Here is a 17,408-nt window from a genome sequence, read left to right on the forward strand (position 1 = left end):
CGATTATCTAGTATCAATTTGAAAGGAAATTCTATGAGCGAAGTACAACATCACAAACTATTAATTATAGGCTCAGGCCCTGCTGGTTATACAGCCGCTGTTTATGCTGCACGTGCAAACTTAAACCCAGTGATCTTAACCGGTATTCAACCTGGCGGTCAGCTAACAACAACGACTGAAGTTGAAAACTGGCCAGGTGGCGCTGCTGATATGACAGGCCCAGGTTTAATGGAAAGCATGAAAGCGCACGTTGAGCGTTTCGATGCAGAAATTATTGTTGATCATATTAACGAAGTTGAATTAACTAAACGCCCTTTCACACTCAAAGGCGATAAAACTTATACTTGTGATGCATTGATCATCGCAACAGGTGCTTCTGCGCAATACCTTGGTTTACCTTCAGAAGAAGCGTTTAAAGGCCGTGGCGTATCCGCTTGTGCTACCTGTGATGGATTCTTTTACCGTAACCAAGAAGTTGCTGTAGTTGGTGGTGGTAATACTGCTGTTGAAGAAGCGCTTTACCTTTCTAACATCGCATCTAAAGTACATCTAATTCATCGACGTACTGGCTTCCGTTCAGAAAAAATTCTGCTTGACCGCTTAAACGACAAAGTGGCAAACGGTAATATCGTATTACACACAGATCGCACACTTGATGAAGTATTAGGTGATGAGATGGGCGTAACGGGTTTACGTTTAAAAGATACATTATCTGATAAAACTGAAGAGCTAGCAGTGATGGGTGTATTTATCGCGATCGGTCATAAACCAAACACAGACTTGTTTGAAGGCCAATTAGAGATGAATCATGGTTACTTGAAAGTACAAACAGGCAGTGTCGGTAACGCAACACAAACAACCATTGAAGGTGTATTTGCGGCAGGTGATGTGAGCGATCATATCTACCGTCAAGCAATCACATCGGCTGGAACAGGTTGTATGGCAGCACTTGATGCTGAGCGTTATTTAGATAACCAATAATTTGTAATAACTTTTAGCTTTCTGTACAAACTAAAAAGGAGCCATTGGCTCCTTTTTTATTTTCCACAACTAATTGTTATCACATACAATTCAAGTCCATAATTATATCAAAGTGAGGGTTTGACCCTACAACGATGATTATTCCTTTTTCCTGCCCTACTATATAGTTGCCGTTATAGAAACTTCAGCGCAACATTTTTTACTAGGGAATAATAATGAATGAATTATACACGCAAATAATTACTGTCTTTTTAGGCTTTTTAGCGATTATGAACCCAATAGCAAACACCGCAGCTTTTGCAGGACTAGCAGGACACAAAAGCCACATGGAACAAGTTAAAATTGCGACGAAAGCATTATTAGTCACTTTTTTTATAATCTGTTCTTTTGCCTTTTTAGGTAAAGCTATTTTCCATCTGTTTGGCATCACATTACCCGCGCTACGAATTACAGGGGGTGTTTTAGTCTTTATCATTGGTTATCACATGCTTAATGGTAGCGGTTCTGAACTGCACTCATCTGAGCAAAGCAACGATGCTGACATCGCGATTTCACCATTAGCAGTACCATTACTGGCAGGACCAGGAACGATTGCAACGGCGATGAACTATTCTGCTTCAGGAAATACGAGTGATATTGTTGTGGTTATCTCTGTGTTCGCATTATTATGTTTAATCACATTCCTATGTTTCATCTATAGCTCAAAAGTACTTAATTTACTCGGTGAAGGTGGACTCAATATCATGACACGTTTGATGGGGTTAATACTTGCAGTAATAGGTACACAGATGTTAATTGTTGGCATCAGTAGCTTATTACCGGTTCCATTAAATATTGGCTAAAAATCACGGACTTTGACAAGTTGCTTTGTCTCAACTGTCAATGATGTCAATCCCATCTAGGTATTCAATAGGTGGCTTATTATTAAAACAATAAGCCACCAGCCCCAAAAATAATAATGAGCATGAATTCTGTTTCACTTCGGTGTGTTTAAGCTCAATTTTAATTATTGTTAGCTGCTCATTAACTCCTTCTTCAGCCTACAGCAAACTAATTTAATGATTGATGAGTATTTGAGTAGGAAAAATAGTTACGACTAACGCTTTGTTTACAGCCTTGTAAAAACAACTCTCCAGCGCAACATTTGAACACAGCTTGATCACCGTATGAATGGAATTGGAATAATTCCCCCCTCATTATCGTTAATTAATAAGTGAAGTTTGGCCCCCCAAAACAACACACTATCCCCTTCTTCTTTAATTGATGACCTCTATTTTAATACGATCCCTAATAACACTATTTTAGAACGCTTCCCAAAGCGAGTAGATATCCAATTAACTGCCAGTGAAAGTGTTAATACTGATCCGATTAGAGTTTTTTTGTAAGCAGGTTATATTCAGGAACCAAACCTAGTATCGAATGAATAGCTAGTGAATAACTACATTATAAAAATGACTATTAATTAGAATGGTAGCGAGTGACATACTGAGCCGTTTTATGAAAATTAAAACGGAAATATACAGCGAGATTTCACAGCCTCTTTAGCAACTGATCATTACGACAAAACAGCTCCGATCCTGTAATAAACCAGCCATCAATTGGTAGCTTTTGCTGAGCATATCTGTCTAGCCATAATCATCAATAAAGGACCTACATTAATTTGCGCTATATTCGGCTTATTTTAATGAATTTTTTTCATTTATTGATTCTAACCAAGCTTTCAAAATAGCACTACAAAAGGTGTAATTTCCCTGATCAAACCTGTGTGATTTCTTGAGGGGAACAAGTCCATAATCAACAAAAAAGAAATCGTTTACATAGATAAATATTTTCACAAAGATTACGCTTATAAAACCAATAGTATCAATTAGATACCTTACCAACCGCCACTAACCTCCATATCACCTTCAAAAACATATAAATGAGACCTTGCTCACACTTTATTGATGATGTATTATTCAGCCATACAAAATTGAAATTAAATTACACAAAAAGGTTATTATTATGTTAACAATTGTTAAAAACTTATTCCGTTCAGATAAAGATGCTTCAGGTCGTAAAGTTGATCGTGTTATCACTACTTTAGCAGCACAAAACAAAACAAGCATCTACTCATGGTCTTACATCCGAGAAGAAGGTTACTACGAAAACACAACAAATGGCCGACGTGTTTACACTTACGATCTACCAAAAAACGCAGCATAAACAAAGAGTCAACAAGAAACTACAACTCTGATGATAGGTGTTCTTATTTTTAAATGGACGTAAACACCGTTAATCACCCAAACACTCTCAAAGTACTTACCACCTCCCCACTGCGTAAAAAATAAAACCACACAATCCAGTAAAACCACACAATTAAGTGTTCATTTACAGCGGTATAATTTAATGAGACACATTATCAAAACACGTATCTATACAACATTACTGTAATTTTATTACAAAAATAACTGTGAGTTTTAATAAAACGTTAATAGATATGAAGTGTAATGATTGGTAATGTAATAAGTAGATACACATTAAACCATCTCACGATAAATTTAATGTGCATTGGTGATCAATACTCGCTTAGCCGGGGCTGACTGATAGCGGTTTATTTTTAGAAGATAATTTTAGGTTGAATAACACGATCATAACAATGACAATCAACCCCGCCATATTTAACCAGTAATAAGGTAGCAGCATCGTAAAACCTGATACCAATAACAGCAAACGGCTTAACGACGATAAACTGGTCACTAACCTGCCTTCAATACACCCCGCAAACGCAACAATCAAACCAATAGTTAATACAATCGAGATAGCAAAATCAGCACTGTTTCCTTCAACCCAAATAAGACCTGAGAATGCCATCATAATAGGAATGATAAAGAATCCTTGCGCCAATTTAAACGCCTGTACGGCGGCTTTCATCGGTGAGGTATTCGCAATACCCGCTGCAGCAAAGGCTGCTAATGCAATCGGTGGCGTCACATTAGAGGTTTGTGATAACCAAAATACGATCATATGCGCCGCAAGCAGACCCACACCAAGCTCCGTTAAGCTCGGTACTGCCATAATAGATAAAACGATATAAGCCGCTGTCACAGGTAGCCCCATGCCTAAAATAACCGCTGCAATCGCAATTAAGCCTAACACCGACCATAAATAACCACCTGACAGTGCCATTAAGAATTGCGTAAACTGCAGGCCAATACCCGTTTGCCCGACGACACCAACAACAATACCCGCTGTACCACAAGCGATTGAGATAGGTAACGCCAGTAATGCGCCCTCCTTCATGCCTTCAAAGACTAATGCAAAACTGATCCTGCTATGTTTACGACACATTGCCGCCACTAAAATAGCAACACAACCTGCAATCCCCACCAAAATTGGAGAATAACTCATCAATAATAAGCTAGTAATTAACAATAATGGAACTAAAAAATGCCAACCATTTTTTAACACCACCGATATTTTCTCAGTGATCTCCATTCCTTTTAGACCTAACTTGCAGGCCATCAAATGCACATACAATAAAGTACAACCAAAATAGAGTATCGCAGGCGCAATCGAGACCAATAAAATTTCACTGTAGGGAATACCCGTAAATTGCGCCATCACAAAGGCACCCGCGCCCATAACTGGTGGCATTATTTGACCACCGGTCGATGCAGCAGCCTCAATACCCGCAGCTTGCTCGGGTTTATAACCCAACTTTTTCATCATCGGAATAGTTAACGAACCTGTGGTTACTGTGTTTGCAATCGCAGAACCTGAAATAGAGCCTAATGCTGCCGATGCAAGTACACTTGCTTTAGCAGGACCACCACGGTATTTCCCGGCAATAGAGAACGAAGCATCAATAAAGAACTTACCCGCGCCCGATACCTGTAAAAACGCACCAAATAATACAAAGATAAACACCACACCCGCCGCAATCGCGAGTGGCGCACCATAAATACCATTGGTGGAATAGATATGAAATCGTATGATCTCTTCAATAGAGAAACCTTTGCTAGCAACGCTTGATGGTAAAACATCACCAAAAATTGCATAAGCTAAAAACAACATCGCAATGCCTACCATCACAAAACCGACGGTACGGCGTGTCGCTTCAAGTAACAGTACAACTATGATCAAACCAGACAGTTGATCCAGTGTGGTTAAGCCATCAAGTAAGAAACTGATATCGTCATAATCAAATGAAACAATATGGTAGGAAGCCCATGCAATCGCGGCGATACAAAGTAAGTCGACAAATCGTCCGCATAGGTATAACAATGCAGATTGTTCGGACTTTATAAGTGGTAACGTTAGATACGCTAAAATTAAAACCCAACTAAGATGGATGGGTCTAAATACAGGGGCAGAAAGATCAGCAGTGATGCCTTGCCAGATTTGAAATACAGATAATAAAATAGCCGCAATTGCGGCTATTAATAACACTTTATCCGTAATCAATTTGCACATATTAGTTGATGTGTTCATGATTTTCTCCACGGAGTTTGGTTACATATTCTCTTTTAGATATTTTAATGAACCTGGGTGTAAATCGATACCATTCAATTTGTTCATATTCTCAAGCGTTGTAAACTTAGTCACACTGATCACTTGATTAATCTCACTCATATTTTCAAAGGCAATTTTAGTCATTTGATAAGCAAGTTCAGTATCTAGATTTTTGTTCACAATTAAAATGTTCCATACCGCAGGTGCGCTAAAGGCATTCACACCCTTATAACTCTCTGCAGGGACATCAATCGCTTGGTAAGAAGGATTACTGTCTGAAACAATTTTAAGCTCTTCAGGCGTGAACGTTAAAATACGAATGTTATGAGTAAACGCAAGTTCAGTGATTGCACCAACACCTACACTACCAACAATCGCACCAGCATCAATCTGCCCTGCTGAAATTGCATTAGTTGTCGCTGTATAATTTAATGACTGCGCGTCAATATCTGACTCATTAATACCTAATGCAGCAAGAATATTAGTTGAACTTACGCGTGTACCGGAGCCCGGCGCACCTAACGAGATACGCTTGCCTTTGAGATCTTTAATCGATTTGATATCAGAATCAGCAGGGACAATAAATTGCACTACATTGGGGTATAACGCAAATAGCACGGAGACATCCATTTTACGTGGGAAAGGCTTTACCCCTTCGTGCGCTTGCAGCACCACATTACCCATCGCAATGCCCGCTAACTGTTTCTTAGTCGATACTTTAATGGTGTTTTCTACCGATGCAGCGGTGACTTCCGCACGCATATCAAAATCGTCAATATTTTCGCTCCAAATTTTGGCAAGTATGCCACCTAATGGATAATAGGTACCACTTTGACTACCTGTACCGATGGTATGGTTTTCAGCAATAACATTGAATGAAAATAGACAAGCTAATCCTAGTATTCCGTTTTTCAAGATCTTCTGCATTATCGTAATCCTATTAAGTTTATTAGTGATATGTTAGCGACTTGTTGATGACTTATTAATGACAAGTTACTTAAGATTAGCACTTAACTTATTGCTTTCAATTGCGTGGCTTCACAAAGTTACATTAACCCTGAGTGGTAATATTTATCATTCAGCAACTGTTTTAATTAAAAACTTTTATTAAATAGGTGTTTAAACAACAATCGATAAGTAATTGTTTACATGACATTACACATAAAATTTAGGCAGTCATGTGAGAGGATAAAGAGAAGAAATATTATGCAGTTTTAAGAGAGCGATTAAAAAATCGCCCTCTTAATTGATGTTAAAAAATAAGCGTTCTGTCACCCTGAATCATCGACTGGTAACAGCAAGTTTAATCGCCAAACCCACAAATACCGTACCCGCCATTTTATTAATAATTGACTGTGATTTTTCAGAACTCTTCAGCCATTCACCTAAAAATCCTGCTGACCAAGCCACACTCGAAAAGATAACCAGCGTTGTAATAATAAATAAGCAGCCAAACAGTATCATCTGCAGGGTAATCGAACCGACACTTGGGTCTGCAAATTGCGGTAAAAAGGCTAAGAAGAAGATAGCCACTTTAGGGTTAGTGATATTCATAATAATGCCACGCAGATAAAGTGCTTTCCAATCCAATAGATCATCATTAACCGTCTCAAAATTCGCCGCGCTGGATCTAAAAGCTTGCCATGCGAGGTAGAGAAGATACAAAGCACCAATGATTTTTAGCGTATTAAAGGCGAGTTCTGAAGTCTGAAAAATGGCAGCAATGCCCAGTGATACCATTGCGGTATGAAACATTAACCCAGTACATAAACCTAAAGTAACAAATATACCCGCTTTTCTGCCTTTCATCGCAGACTGCGTTAATACAAAGATGTTATCAGGGCCCGGTGATAGAGACAGCGCAGCAGAGGCTACGATGAACATAGCGATGGTTTCGATGGGGATCATAGGGTTTCCTATTTGCTTTTATTAACTGACGAATTGGCGATATAGTGGCGGCATAAAAGTAGCTGGAACATTATACAAAAGCGCTAACCAACAAAACACCCCTGAACAATAAACTAAAGTCAAAACTCCATCTATATGTGTAAACATAAGTCAGAATAATATTTTTGTAACATTAAATACTTATCGTAAGCATGACTATTAGTGTTCAAGGGAAAACTAATTTTTAATCTCACTGAAGACTCACAAAAAAACTAACCCTCTGCAAGATCATTATATTTGTATATGAACACAATGACTCAGCAGCAATAGTGATTAAGCTTTATTGCTGCTCTTCTGTATTTTTGAGTTCACAATTTTTAAACCTTGCATATATCATATTAAAAGGACTAGCATGACCAACCAAGTAGGATTTCAAACTAAAATATATTTTACGGTAGCAGCCGTTTTATTCGTGACTATGCTTACCTCCTATTTTAGTGTGAATTATTCAGTGGGTAATTATATCTATGAAAGTGACGCATCACATATCAGCAATAATAGTACCCTTTTAGAAAGTAATATTACCTCTCAAATTCAAGCAAAAATAGATCTCGCGAACAACTTATCCGTCGGCATTATTGATATAGATTTAATTGAAGAAAGATCTGGATTTTTGCACATCTATAAAGTCCTCAATGGCATTATTTTTGGCGCAGAGGGAGCCGTTGATGATCAGCATAAATCACAACGTCTGTTTAAGATTGCGCAATTGGTACAAGATACAGAACAAGGTTTACTGATCAGTAATATCAAACAAATTGAAAGCAAAGATGTTATTTACATCGCAGTAGCACAACCAGATAACTCTGTTAATGTCTTTTATGTCGATTTAGATTTCATTCCAATATTAATAGAAAAAGCCAACACACAAGGCAGTTATCTTGAGATTTTCGATGCTAAAAACACCTTGCTTTATTCAAATAAAATAACTGGTAACCTCAATATTTTTAACAATACACTTACGCTACCGGGGATGAGTTGGACGATTAAAAACTATATCGATACGGATTTTATCGAAACTAATACCGATATGATAAACAAACAGATCACCTTCGCCCTGTTGTTCGTGGGCCTGATTATCATTCCTCTGAGTTTACTGGCTATTGGTATTATCACTAAACCCATTAGCACACTGCGCAAAGTCACCGAACAATTAGCACAAGGACATGGAGATTTAACACATCGAATTATCGTAACAAGTAACGATGATTTAGGAAAAATAGCAAATAATATCAATATATTTATCGCACAATTACAAGATATGATGCAAAAAATAAGTGATTCATCTCAACTCATCGAAACCGGCGTTAATACACTTAATCAACGTGCTGATTCTAACCAATCGCTGATTAACCATCATGTATCAGAAGCGGAACTGGTCGCAACAGCAATCACGGAGATGTCTACTGCTGCACAATCTGTTTCAACTAGCACCTCATTAGCGACAACTTTAACGCAAAAAGCAGAGCAAGGTGTTTGTGAATCACGCGAAATAGTCAACGAAGCTGTAAGTAGTGTGACTTCATTAGCCCAAGAGGTAAACACCATGTCTACTGCGATTGCAGACATGAGCAATCATACCGACCGCATTAGTGTTGTATTAGGTGTCATTGGCGGTATTGCAGATCAAACAAATTTACTCGCATTAAATGCAGCGATTGAAGCTGCACGCGCAGGTGAACAAGGGCGCGGTTTTTCAGTCGTTGCCGATGAAGTACGTGCACTTGCTGCTCGCACTCAAAATAGCACTTCAGAAATAAATCAAATGCTACAGGAGCTGCAGCATGGCACGAAATCGGTTGTTGATGCGATGGAGTTAACAACAACAAGTTGCCAGAGTAGCGCAGAAAAAACCGCTAAGGTTACCGCGTCACTAGATCTAATGTCGGTGGAAATATCAGAAATACATTCTCATAGTATTCAAATAGCCACATCCGCCGAGGAGCAATGCCTTGTGACCGATGATGTTGCGCGTAATATGGCGGTGATTAAAAAAGTGATCGGCAACATCAGCGACAACGGCAACGCGACCACTTGTACCACCACCCAACTTACCGATGCGAATAGATCGCTCAGCAAAATGGTGGCACAATTCAAAATATAAAGCCTGAACTGAAACAATGCCTGATAAGAGATAACCCGCTTATTAACAAGGAGTGTTATCTCACTCAACAGGCACTATTAGATTATTAAATAGAACCGTAACAAACACTCATCTTCTTCGTGGCAAAACAGTTGTTTTGATGGAATAGTCAAAACCTATGAACATGAAGCCGCTACACAGAGGAAACACTAAATGATCAAGGGTTAGTTGTTCTGCCCTGTCATTTTTATATTAGGTTTTATTACAACATTTCGCTTTGATATTTCACAAGCAGATAATAGATCCGTAAGTAAATTGATTTATATTTAAATTTTGAATGTAATTAATTGTTTAAAATAGCATTAAAGAAGAAATTATGGTCAACTATTAGTCATAAAATAAATCCATTTTTCAAAGAACGAATGGATTATTTCCAGCTGAAAAAGCTGTTACATTTCAACGGAGGCTACATGGACTACTTAGTTTTTGGCGATGAAAGTGGTACAACTGGCAGTGACTGTTGTTATTCCATCGGTTTGTTGTGCGTACCAATGGATAAAATTGAAGAGTTTGAAAGCCATGTCCAAAAGTTAAAATCTCAAAGAGGCATTGTAGGTGAGCTGAAGTGGAAGAAAATCAAAAATAGTTCTGGTCAGGCGAATATTTGCGTAGATATTTTATCTATGGTTTTAAAAACGGCTTGTTGTTTTCATTCAATTATTGTTGAAAAGTCTATATATAATAATTGGCGTATTAATAGAGAGCGTGCTTTTTATCAAACATATACGTACCTATTAAAAAATACAGCTAAACAGGTAAATTCACCTTTGAAAGTGATGATAGATTATAAATGCGACAAGTATAAGAAGAACGATGAAGTTATCGGAATCGTTGCCAATAATATGCTTTCTCAAATTGGTAAAGATAAAACAATATCTGATGTAAAAATGCATGACTCAAAAGCTCATGCTGGTTTACAGGTTGTAGATATTTTAACCGGTGCTGTGAACTCTGGTTACATGAAATATTTAAATAAAAATATAACTCTTTCAAAAGCAAAAGAAGCTTCATTTATTAAAATGGCTGAAATGCTCGGTTGGGATAAGCTTCACTATGATACGTACCCGAATAAAGACTTTAATATTTGGCATTTTCCAATTGAAAATAAAGCTAATCCAGCAACGAAAACAATTGTACCAAATTTTTCTATAAGCCCAGTTCAAGATAATGAAATATAAAAATAAATCAAAGTCGGAACAAAAACAGTGAGTTTCGCTTCACTACACATTCTAACCAACTATTTTAGTCCGCTTAGTGCGGCGTTAGTTTCTATACGGAGTATTAATGTCAATTGTAATACGCAAAGCAAAGAGAGAAGATTCAACTCTAATTCTTAGGTTTGTTAAAGAGCTAGCAAGGTATGAAAAAGCTGAACATGAGGTTTTCGCTACAGAATCTTCAATTGAAAACTCTATTTTTGGCAAAGATTCGTCTACTAAAGCCATCATTTGTGAAAAAGGTGGTGAGCCAATTGGCTTTGCCGTCTACTTTTTCAATTATTCTACTTGGCTAGGTAAAAATGGTCTTTATCTTGAAGATCTGTATGTAAGTCACTCTGAACGAAGTAGTGGTGCTGGTAAACTGCTTTTGAAATATTTAGCAAAGGTTGCAGTAAAAAAAGACTGCGGAAGATTTGAATGGAGTGTACTTGATTGGAATGAACCAGCAATTAAATTTTACGAATCTTTGGGCGCTAAACCTAAAAGCGAATGGCTAGGTTATCAATTAACAGGAGAAAATCTGCACTCTTTTGCAGAGTCCTAAAACTAACAAGGCGCTTAAAACGAAACTAAAACAGAGGGTTAGGTTCCGCTTGCTCCATATTATAACCAACAATTTTTGTCCAATTAAGCGGGCGTTAGGAAATTTTCAGTGATTACATATCAACCAACAGCCGATCTTCATGTATCGGCAGAGATTACATATAAAAATATGCGTTCATACTATGAACACTATTCTGTGAATTGGGAACAATCTAAGATACAAGCGCAAATTGTAGACTTAGAAAATTGGGATATTCTTTATAATAGTTCGATAGTAGGTGCAATTCGTTTAGCCTTTGATAATAATGAATGTTATATCCGAGATATACAGGTTAGTGACAAATTTCAAAATAAGGGTATTGGGGCATCCGCTCTGGCAGAGTGTGAACGCTTAGCAATTAAAACTGGTGTAAATTTACTTAGACTACGTGTTTTTAAAATTAGCCCTGCGTATCAACTCTATACGAGAAATGGTTTCGTAATAGATAAAGAAGAAGACCGATTTTTCTATCTGTCCCGACAAATCTCCAACCAAGAAATTTAAACATAACAAAAACAGTGGCTATATCGCTTAAGTGAGCGTTCTACACGCGAGGAGAATACCTTGTTTAACTCAATACACCATGTTGCCATCATCTGTTCCGATTACGAGAAATCTAAGCATTTTTATACCGCTATTCTTGGTTTTACCGTGATTGCGGAAAATTATCGTGAAGCGCGACAATCTTATAAACTGGATCTTAAACTGCCCGATGGTGGTCAATTAGAGCTATTCTCTTTCCCTAATCCGCCCAAGCGCCCTAGTTCTCCTGAGGCGTTAGGGTTGAGACACTTAGCCTTTGATGTGGCTTCCCTAGAGGAAACCTGTGATTATCTGCTGTCAAAAGGCGTTGCTGTCGAGGCTATTCGTATTGATGAGTTTACGGGTAGAAAATTCACCTTTTTCAAAGATCCTGATGGCCTACCATTAGAGTTATATCAACAAGTGACGCTGTAAGCCCCACTTTCAACGGTAAACAGTATGACTAATACGCAGAGCAACATGATTAAAATTATCCAGTTGCTTAAACAAGATAGATTAAGAATTGAAGCACTGGACTGCTTACATCAGTTGCACTTACCGCAATGTTATTTGGCGGCTGGATTTGTAAGAAATTTGGTGTGGGATCATTTGCATCAAAAACCGATGCCAACACCTTTGAACGATATGGATGTTATTTATTACGACGCAAATGAGGTTGATGATCAAGCTTATCTCAAATATGAAACACAGCTGACGCAACGTATGCCACAGGTTAACTGGCAAGTGCGTAATCAAGCCAATATGCATATTAGAAATGGTGATCAACCCTACCAAAGTAGCATTGATGCAATGAGTTATTGGCCTGAGAAAGAGACAGCGCTGGCGATACGTAAAACAGATAATGGTGGTTATGAGTGCGTGTCGGCCTTTGGTTTTGAGTCATTGTTTGCTTTGCAAATCACCTATAATCCTAAACGTCAACGTTCACTTTTTGAACATCGTGTAAAATCAAAACAGTGGCTAATAAAGTGGTCTAGTTTAACTGTTATATCATGATCAATTAACCCATTGTGCTTATTGCCCTATTACTGCAATACACAATTACTTTTACGAGCTAACGATGAACCCTACACAAATTGGCAACGCTTATGATCAGATCACTCACTTATGGCTGAGTGAAAAGTTTAATCGTAACAACGGCATCGACGCGCATCGTAAAGCGCTGCAATTTGTCAAAAACCGAGGTGCTGCAATCGATGTTGGCTGTGGTTGTACGGGCCGATTTATTGACTTGCTGTTAGAAAATGAGTTTCTTCCTGAGGGTATTGATATATCAGAAAAGATGATCACGCTTGCGCAAGCAAGGCACCCTGCTATTAGCTTTTATCACGCTGATATTTGTGAATGGCTTGTGCCTAAACACTATGATTTTATTACTGCTTGGGATAGTATTTGGCATATTCCGCTTGATCAGCAAGTGAATGTAATAACAAAATTAATTAATAGTTTGAATGCCAATGGTGTACTGATTTTTTCTTGTGGGGGAACCGACGAGCAAGGGGATCAACTGGATGATTTTATGGGTCCAGAAGTTTACTATTCAACACTGGGGGTAAACGGATTTTTACAGCTCATTATGAGTTTAGGTTGTAGTTGTAAACACTTTGAATATGACCAACACCCGGAACTACACAGTTACTTTATCGTACAAAAAACACAATAAGTACAACGACAAGTACAATAACAAGGAGTTAGTTATGTATACCATAAAATTAGATGATTTATGTGGTGAGCAAATCATCACACTGTTAGAGGAACATTTAGCAGATATGCAGGCTACCTCGCCGCCTGAAAGTAAACATGCTTTAGACTTAAGTGGTTTAAAATCAGCATCGGTAAAGTTTTGGACAATTTGGGATAGTGAAATATTGGCAGGTTGCGGCGCTTATCAGCAGTTAGACGCGGCCCATGCCGAGATTAAGTCCATGCGTACTGCAACGGCTTATAAAGGCAAAGGGGTGGCTTCACGGTTACTTAAGCATTTAATTGAAGATGCTAAATTAAGCGGCTACCAAAAAATAAGTTTAGAGACGGGGTCAATGGATTATTTCAAACCCGCACACGCGCTGTATAAAAAACATGGCTTTGTGTTTTGCTCACCCTTTGCAGATTATGTTGAAGATGTGAACAGTCAGTTTATGACCTTAAATTTGCCATAACCAATAGCCTAAAATTGAAGTCGTTAACGTTGAGGGTGTTCACCTTGGCAATGCCAGCATATTTCGAAAGAGGCATTATTGGTTTCTTCACAATCAGCGCAAACCCAATCAGACCCTTTATGTGCTTGTTGTGATGAATGAACTATCTTCATCGCTTGATAAAAATCGGTGTTATTTACTATCCAAACTTCGGGCCATGCGTCTGTGGCAGAAACTTCCCCTACCGCACCCTGAGAAAATTCATTTTTAAGAAAGGTGTTTATCTGCTCAGCTTCAAGCAGGTTTCTGACATTATTAACCAAGAAACTGTTTTCGTTGCAATATACCATCTTCATATTTAAATACTCTGAGTTATAAACACACGACGAGATCAGAAAGCATCGTCTTCGCTATAAGCATTAACGAGCAATTCTCCCTGCATATCTTCAACAATCATAAAAATAATGGGCTTACAACAGACCTGACAATCTTCTGTATATTGCTGCCCCAAATCAGCATAGTCGATTAAAATATCAATCATCTCTCCACAATAAGGGCAACCAACAGTTGCTTCAATTAAATGATTCAAATAACCTCCTGTTTATTGCAGCAGCATTGCGTTTATTTTTAAGGCACCAAGGCGCCATTATTTAATTATAAATGCTTAATTATAAATTCTTGAATTATAAACCGTTATCTTTTAGCCAGTTTCTCGCTTCTATCAAATTATCACAGAAGACGATTTCAACATTAGTTAACACTTGATGCGCCCTAGCGAGTAACTGCTTTTGAATGGATAGTGGACAGATCACAACATCATACTGTTGGTTATTAGCATTTGCCCACTGGTTCACCTGATCGACAAGCTCCCATACATCAGGTGTTGTTAACTCCCACAGGGTGAGATCCATCAGTCTAGCCCAAGGCTTATCTTTGATCGCATCAATGTGATCTTTATATTCATGACACCAACGTGAGGTTGTTTCAAAATTCCATGCACCATAGACTTTTAAAACAATAACTTGCTCCTCAACCTGCATATCGAAACGACCATGTTCTCGCATTTTTTCCTCACAAATAAATAAGCCAAGATTACGGCTAGTCAGAGAGATAACAATAGTCGATATGAGATAAGAATTATAGCGTTATTATATTATATGTAATAACGTGATTGTATTTAACGTAGATATTGGATTGCAGGTAGGTTTAATGCCGCACAACTGAGTAAGTGTCATAACAAACTCAGTTGCGGGCAGGAATTACTTTATATCAACAAATGCGACGACATAAAAGCTGTGCGGTTACTTATACCAAAGGAATTAATAAAGTGATCATTCTTGCTAGTTAAAATTATCCCTAACTGCGTTGTGAGTTTTGAAGTGAGAACAACTATTAAAGAATTAAAGTCTTTAATTTAATTCTCCGATAGAGGATTAACGAAGTTAATCTCTCGAAAGGCTGCAACTCACGCCTTCTTAGTAATAATTTTTCCTACGCAAACTCTGATCACCTATTAAATTCCATTGGTATTAGTGTTGGCTTGTTAATTCTAGCTCTTCAGCGATAACGTGTTCTTCACTTTCGCTTTTACTTTCAGCGCCATGCATCCAATCAACCAGTTTGTCTGACATGAAGTATAAAATAATACCCGACACTGCGGCTGTAATCGCGATGCCTGCAAAGATAGACATCGCATTAGCAAGTTGGTCTTCAATTGCTGAACTATGACCGATTAACGAACCTATCAAGCCCCCTACTTTATTTGCAATCGCAACAAACAGGAACCATGCGCCCATCATTAATGAAGCGATACGCACAGGTGCTAATTTAGTCACCATTGATAGGCCAATCGGTGATAAACATAGCTCACCCATGGTATGGAAGAAATACGCCCCCACTAACCACCACATGCTTGATTTAGCCGTATGATCGCCACCCATCTGTAATACCGCACCAATCATGAATAAAAAGCCAACAGCAAGGAAGAAGAGACCCAGTGCAAATTTGACCGGTGAATTTGGCTCATTTTTACCTAATTTCACCCAAATAGCGGCAATAACAGGGGCACAAATAACGATAAACATCGCATTTAAAGACTGGAACCACGTGGTAGGCACTTCCCAACTGCCTATCATTCGATCAGTGAAATTGTTAGTGAACAGGTTCATCAAGCCACCCGCTTGTTCGAAACCAGCCCAAAAGATAATAGTGAATAAACCCATTAGCATGATTACTTTAATGCGATCGCGTTCAACTTTCGTTAATGGCTCTTTTTTAACTTGACCATTCTTAAGATTCTTTTCTCTTTCAAGTTTTGCAGCAGGATATTTACCAAGATCACCGAGTAACTTTTGTGCGAATAAATATTGAGTAATTAACGAGATAATCATACCAATACCAGCACATACAAAGCCCGCTTGGTAACTACCATCATAAGCTGCAACCACAAAACCAACCACGATACCGGATAAGAAAGCACCTAAGTTGATGCCCATATAAAAGATGGTAAAGGCACCATCACGACGAGTATCACCCTCTTCGTATAGGTCACCCACCATTGTAGAAACATTTGGCTTAAACAGTCCGTTACCAAGGATTAACGCGCCTAATCCAAGATAGAACATTTCGATTTCCATGCCTGGTATCCAAGCATGTGGAGTCCCAAGCATAAACTGCCCTGCGGCCATCAATGCACCACCAATATAGATCGCTTTACGTTGTCCTAAATAGGAATCCGCTAACCATCCACCAATCAGTGGGGTTAAAAATACCAAGCCTGTAAAGGTGCCGTATAATGACAGTGCATCAGCTTGTGACCAACCCAAACCATGACCACCTTGACCTTCGACTTGATCGACTAAATAGAGTACTAAAATCGCTCGCATTGCGTAGTAACTGAATCGTTCCCACAGTTCAGTTGAAAATAATAAGAACAACCCCTTTGGGTGTCCTAATATTGTGCCGGGTAATTTTTGTGTACTCATTGAGCATCCACCTTAAGCTTGTATTTTGCTGCAATAAAAAAGATATCGCAGGCTAGATTTTTGCAATTTAGAGTATGAAACAACATTAAAGCTCACAAAGTGATTTGAAAGAAGTAAAAATGTGTTACCTAGATCTACTTATTGAACATTGAAGATGTTACTGATGCCCTATAAATGATATTGCAGATGTAAACGTAACGCTTATATAGCCCTACAGGGCTTTCGAAGTCAATGAATACGGGAAAATAAAGCATACTTTAACAAAAGTAGAAACAAAGTCGCTTACTTCAGCAACACCAATTCAACATAAGCCCCATTACACACACAAAAATATAACACTTCTCTGAGATAACCAATTAAGCTAACTAATTGATT

At 38.2% G+C, this 17,408-nt stretch carries 18 protein-coding genes; 11 read left to right on the top strand and 7 right to left on the bottom strand.

Translation table 11 applies throughout. The features are described 5' to 3' along the window. Positions 1 to 33: 33 nt before the first annotated feature. The 3 genes from trxB to QQK09_RS12455 all read left to right on the top strand — a co-directional run bounded on the left by trxB (position 34) and on the right by QQK09_RS12455 (position 3,186). Complete coding sequence (gene trxB, locus QQK09_RS12445) at positions 34 to 981, top strand: thioredoxin-disulfide reductase (RefSeq protein WP_284204473.1); 948 nt, start codon at positions 34 to 36, stop codon at positions 979 to 981. A 215-nt stretch (positions 982 to 1,196) separates the two neighbouring features. Next, positions 1,197 to 1,823: a MarC family protein gene (locus tag QQK09_RS12450; RefSeq protein WP_284204474.1), complete on the top strand. Its 627-nt coding sequence runs from the start codon at positions 1,197 to 1,199 to the stop codon at positions 1,821 to 1,823. Positions 1,824 to 2,985: 1,162 nt separating this feature from the next. Continuing rightward, positions 2,986 to 3,186, top strand: coding sequence for a hypothetical protein (locus QQK09_RS12455; protein ID WP_284204475.1), 201 nt, complete (start codon positions 2,986 to 2,988; stop codon positions 3,184 to 3,186). Between the two features lie 363 nt (positions 3,187 to 3,549). On the opposite strand, the gene QQK09_RS12460 is transcribed toward QQK09_RS12455, so the two are convergent. The 3 genes from QQK09_RS12460 to QQK09_RS12470 form a co-directional block, all read right to left on the bottom strand. Further along, the gene (locus tag QQK09_RS12460; protein WP_284204476.1) at positions 3,550 to 5,454 is read right to left on the bottom strand and encodes a TRAP transporter permease; all 1,905 of its coding nucleotides are present in this window, start codon (positions 5,452 to 5,454) and stop codon (positions 3,550 to 3,552) included. A gap of 21 nt (positions 5,455 to 5,475) precedes the next feature. Continuing rightward, the gene (locus QQK09_RS12465; RefSeq protein ID WP_284204477.1) at positions 5,476 to 6,402 is read right to left on the bottom strand and encodes a TAXI family TRAP transporter solute-binding subunit; all 927 of its coding nucleotides are present in this window, start codon (positions 6,400 to 6,402) and stop codon (positions 5,476 to 5,478) included. A gap of 354 nt (positions 6,403 to 6,756) precedes the next feature. Further along, a complete protein-coding gene (locus QQK09_RS12470) occupies positions 6,757 to 7,383 on the bottom strand; it encodes a LysE family translocator (RefSeq protein ID WP_284204478.1) in 627 nt (208 codons plus the stop codon). Between the two features lie 391 nt (positions 7,384 to 7,774). Here QQK09_RS12470 and QQK09_RS12475 point away from each other — a divergent pair, with 391 nt between their 5' ends. The 8 genes from QQK09_RS12475 (at position 7,775) to QQK09_RS12510 (ending at position 14,070) form a co-directional block, all read left to right on the top strand. Continuing rightward, on the top strand, positions 7,775 to 9,526 hold the full coding sequence (locus tag QQK09_RS12475; RefSeq protein ID WP_284204479.1) for a methyl-accepting chemotaxis protein: 1,752 nt from the start codon (positions 7,775 to 7,777) through the stop codon (positions 9,524 to 9,526). A 449-nt stretch (positions 9,527 to 9,975) separates the two neighbouring features. Further along, positions 9,976 to 10,743 (top strand): DUF3800 domain-containing protein, encoded by a 768-nt coding sequence (locus QQK09_RS12480; RefSeq protein WP_284204480.1) that lies wholly within the window; start codon positions 9,976 to 9,978, stop codon positions 10,741 to 10,743. Positions 10,744 to 10,849: 106 nt separating this feature from the next. Further along, on the top strand, positions 10,850 to 11,329 hold the full coding sequence (locus QQK09_RS12485; protein ID WP_284204481.1) for a GNAT family N-acetyltransferase: 480 nt from the start codon (positions 10,850 to 10,852) through the stop codon (positions 11,327 to 11,329). A gap of 108 nt (positions 11,330 to 11,437) precedes the next feature. Then, the gene (locus tag QQK09_RS12490; protein WP_284204482.1) at positions 11,438 to 11,872 is read left to right on the top strand and encodes a GNAT family N-acetyltransferase; all 435 of its coding nucleotides are present in this window, start codon (positions 11,438 to 11,440) and stop codon (positions 11,870 to 11,872) included. Between the two features lie 60 nt (positions 11,873 to 11,932). Further along, the gene (gloA2, locus tag QQK09_RS12495) at positions 11,933 to 12,325 is read left to right on the top strand and encodes an SMU1112c/YaeR family gloxylase I-like metalloprotein (RefSeq protein WP_284204483.1); all 393 of its coding nucleotides are present in this window, start codon (positions 11,933 to 11,935) and stop codon (positions 12,323 to 12,325) included. A gap of 24 nt (positions 12,326 to 12,349) precedes the next feature. Then, positions 12,350 to 12,907 carry a nucleotidyltransferase family protein gene (locus QQK09_RS12500; RefSeq protein ID WP_284204484.1) on the top strand — a complete coding sequence of 186 codons (558 nt, stop codon included), beginning with the start codon at positions 12,350 to 12,352 and terminating at the stop codon, positions 12,905 to 12,907. 64 nt (positions 12,908 to 12,971) lie between these two features. After that, positions 12,972 to 13,574 carry a class I SAM-dependent methyltransferase gene (locus QQK09_RS12505; RefSeq protein WP_284204485.1) on the top strand — a complete coding sequence of 201 codons (603 nt, stop codon included), beginning with the start codon at positions 12,972 to 12,974 and terminating at the stop codon, positions 13,572 to 13,574. A 34-nt stretch (positions 13,575 to 13,608) separates the two neighbouring features. Next, positions 13,609 to 14,070, top strand: a complete 462-nt coding sequence (locus tag QQK09_RS12510) for a GNAT family N-acetyltransferase (RefSeq protein WP_284204486.1) — start codon at positions 13,609 to 13,611, stop codon at positions 14,068 to 14,070. A gap of 23 nt (positions 14,071 to 14,093) precedes the next feature. Here QQK09_RS12510 and QQK09_RS12515 read toward each other — a convergent pair whose 3' ends face one another. The 4 genes from QQK09_RS12515 to QQK09_RS12530 form a co-directional block, all read right to left on the bottom strand. Next, positions 14,094 to 14,405: a putative signal transducing protein gene (locus QQK09_RS12515; RefSeq protein ID WP_284204487.1), complete on the bottom strand. Its 312-nt coding sequence runs from the start codon at positions 14,403 to 14,405 to the stop codon at positions 14,094 to 14,096. A 35-nt stretch (positions 14,406 to 14,440) separates the two neighbouring features. Beyond that, a complete protein-coding gene (locus QQK09_RS12520) occupies positions 14,441 to 14,638 on the bottom strand; it encodes a CPXCG motif-containing cysteine-rich protein (protein WP_284204488.1) in 198 nt (65 codons plus the stop codon). Positions 14,639 to 14,732: 94 nt separating this feature from the next. Continuing rightward, on the bottom strand, positions 14,733 to 15,113 hold the full coding sequence (locus tag QQK09_RS12525; protein WP_284204489.1) for a hypothetical protein: 381 nt from the start codon (positions 15,111 to 15,113) through the stop codon (positions 14,733 to 14,735). Positions 15,114 to 15,578: 465 nt separating this feature from the next. Then, the gene (locus tag QQK09_RS12530; protein WP_284204490.1) at positions 15,579 to 17,033 is read right to left on the bottom strand and encodes a peptide MFS transporter; all 1,455 of its coding nucleotides are present in this window, start codon (positions 17,031 to 17,033) and stop codon (positions 15,579 to 15,581) included. Positions 17,034 to 17,408: the final 375 nt, after the last annotated feature.

This window comes from Psychromonas marina, from assembly GCF_030161115.1.
GTDB classification, from domain to species: domain Bacteria; phylum Pseudomonadota; class Gammaproteobacteria; order Enterobacterales; family Psychromonadaceae; genus Psychromonas; species Psychromonas marina.

Coding starts and splice junctions, on each gene's coding strand:
- QQK09_RS12465 (WP_284204477.1), bottom strand. CDS start 6,402: ATGCAGAAGATCTTGAAAAACGGAATACTAGGATTAGCTTGTCTATTT.
- QQK09_RS12480 (WP_284204480.1), top strand. CDS start 9,976: ATGGACTACTTAGTTTTTGGCGATGAAAGTGGTACAACTGGCAGTGAC.
- trxB (WP_284204473.1), top strand. CDS start 34: ATGAGCGAAGTACAACATCACAAACTATTAATTATAGGCTCAGGCCCT.
- QQK09_RS12460 (WP_284204476.1), bottom strand. CDS start 5,454: ATGAACACATCAACTAATATGTGCAAATTGATTACGGATAAAGTGTTA.
- QQK09_RS12475 (WP_284204479.1), top strand. CDS start 7,775: ATGACCAACCAAGTAGGATTTCAAACTAAAATATATTTTACGGTAGCA.
- QQK09_RS12485 (WP_284204481.1), top strand. CDS start 10,850: ATGTCAATTGTAATACGCAAAGCAAAGAGAGAAGATTCAACTCTAATT.
- QQK09_RS12505 (WP_284204485.1), top strand. CDS start 12,972: ATGAACCCTACACAAATTGGCAACGCTTATGATCAGATCACTCACTTA.
- QQK09_RS12500 (WP_284204484.1), top strand. CDS start 12,350: ATGACTAATACGCAGAGCAACATGATTAAAATTATCCAGTTGCTTAAA.
- QQK09_RS12530 (WP_284204490.1), bottom strand. CDS start 17,033: ATGAGTACACAAAAATTACCCGGCACAATATTAGGACACCCAAAGGGG.
- QQK09_RS12470 (WP_284204478.1), bottom strand. CDS start 7,383: ATGATCCCCATCGAAACCATCGCTATGTTCATCGTAGCCTCTGCTGCG.
- QQK09_RS12455 (WP_284204475.1), top strand. CDS start 2,986: ATGTTAACAATTGTTAAAAACTTATTCCGTTCAGATAAAGATGCTTCA.
- QQK09_RS12525 (WP_284204489.1), bottom strand. CDS start 15,113: ATGCGAGAACATGGTCGTTTCGATATGCAGGTTGAGGAGCAAGTTATT.
- QQK09_RS12450 (WP_284204474.1), top strand. CDS start 1,197: ATGAATGAATTATACACGCAAATAATTACTGTCTTTTTAGGCTTTTTA.
- QQK09_RS12510 (WP_284204486.1), top strand. CDS start 13,609: ATGTATACCATAAAATTAGATGATTTATGTGGTGAGCAAATCATCACA.
- QQK09_RS12515 (WP_284204487.1), bottom strand. CDS start 14,405: ATGAAGATGGTATATTGCAACGAAAACAGTTTCTTGGTTAATAATGTC.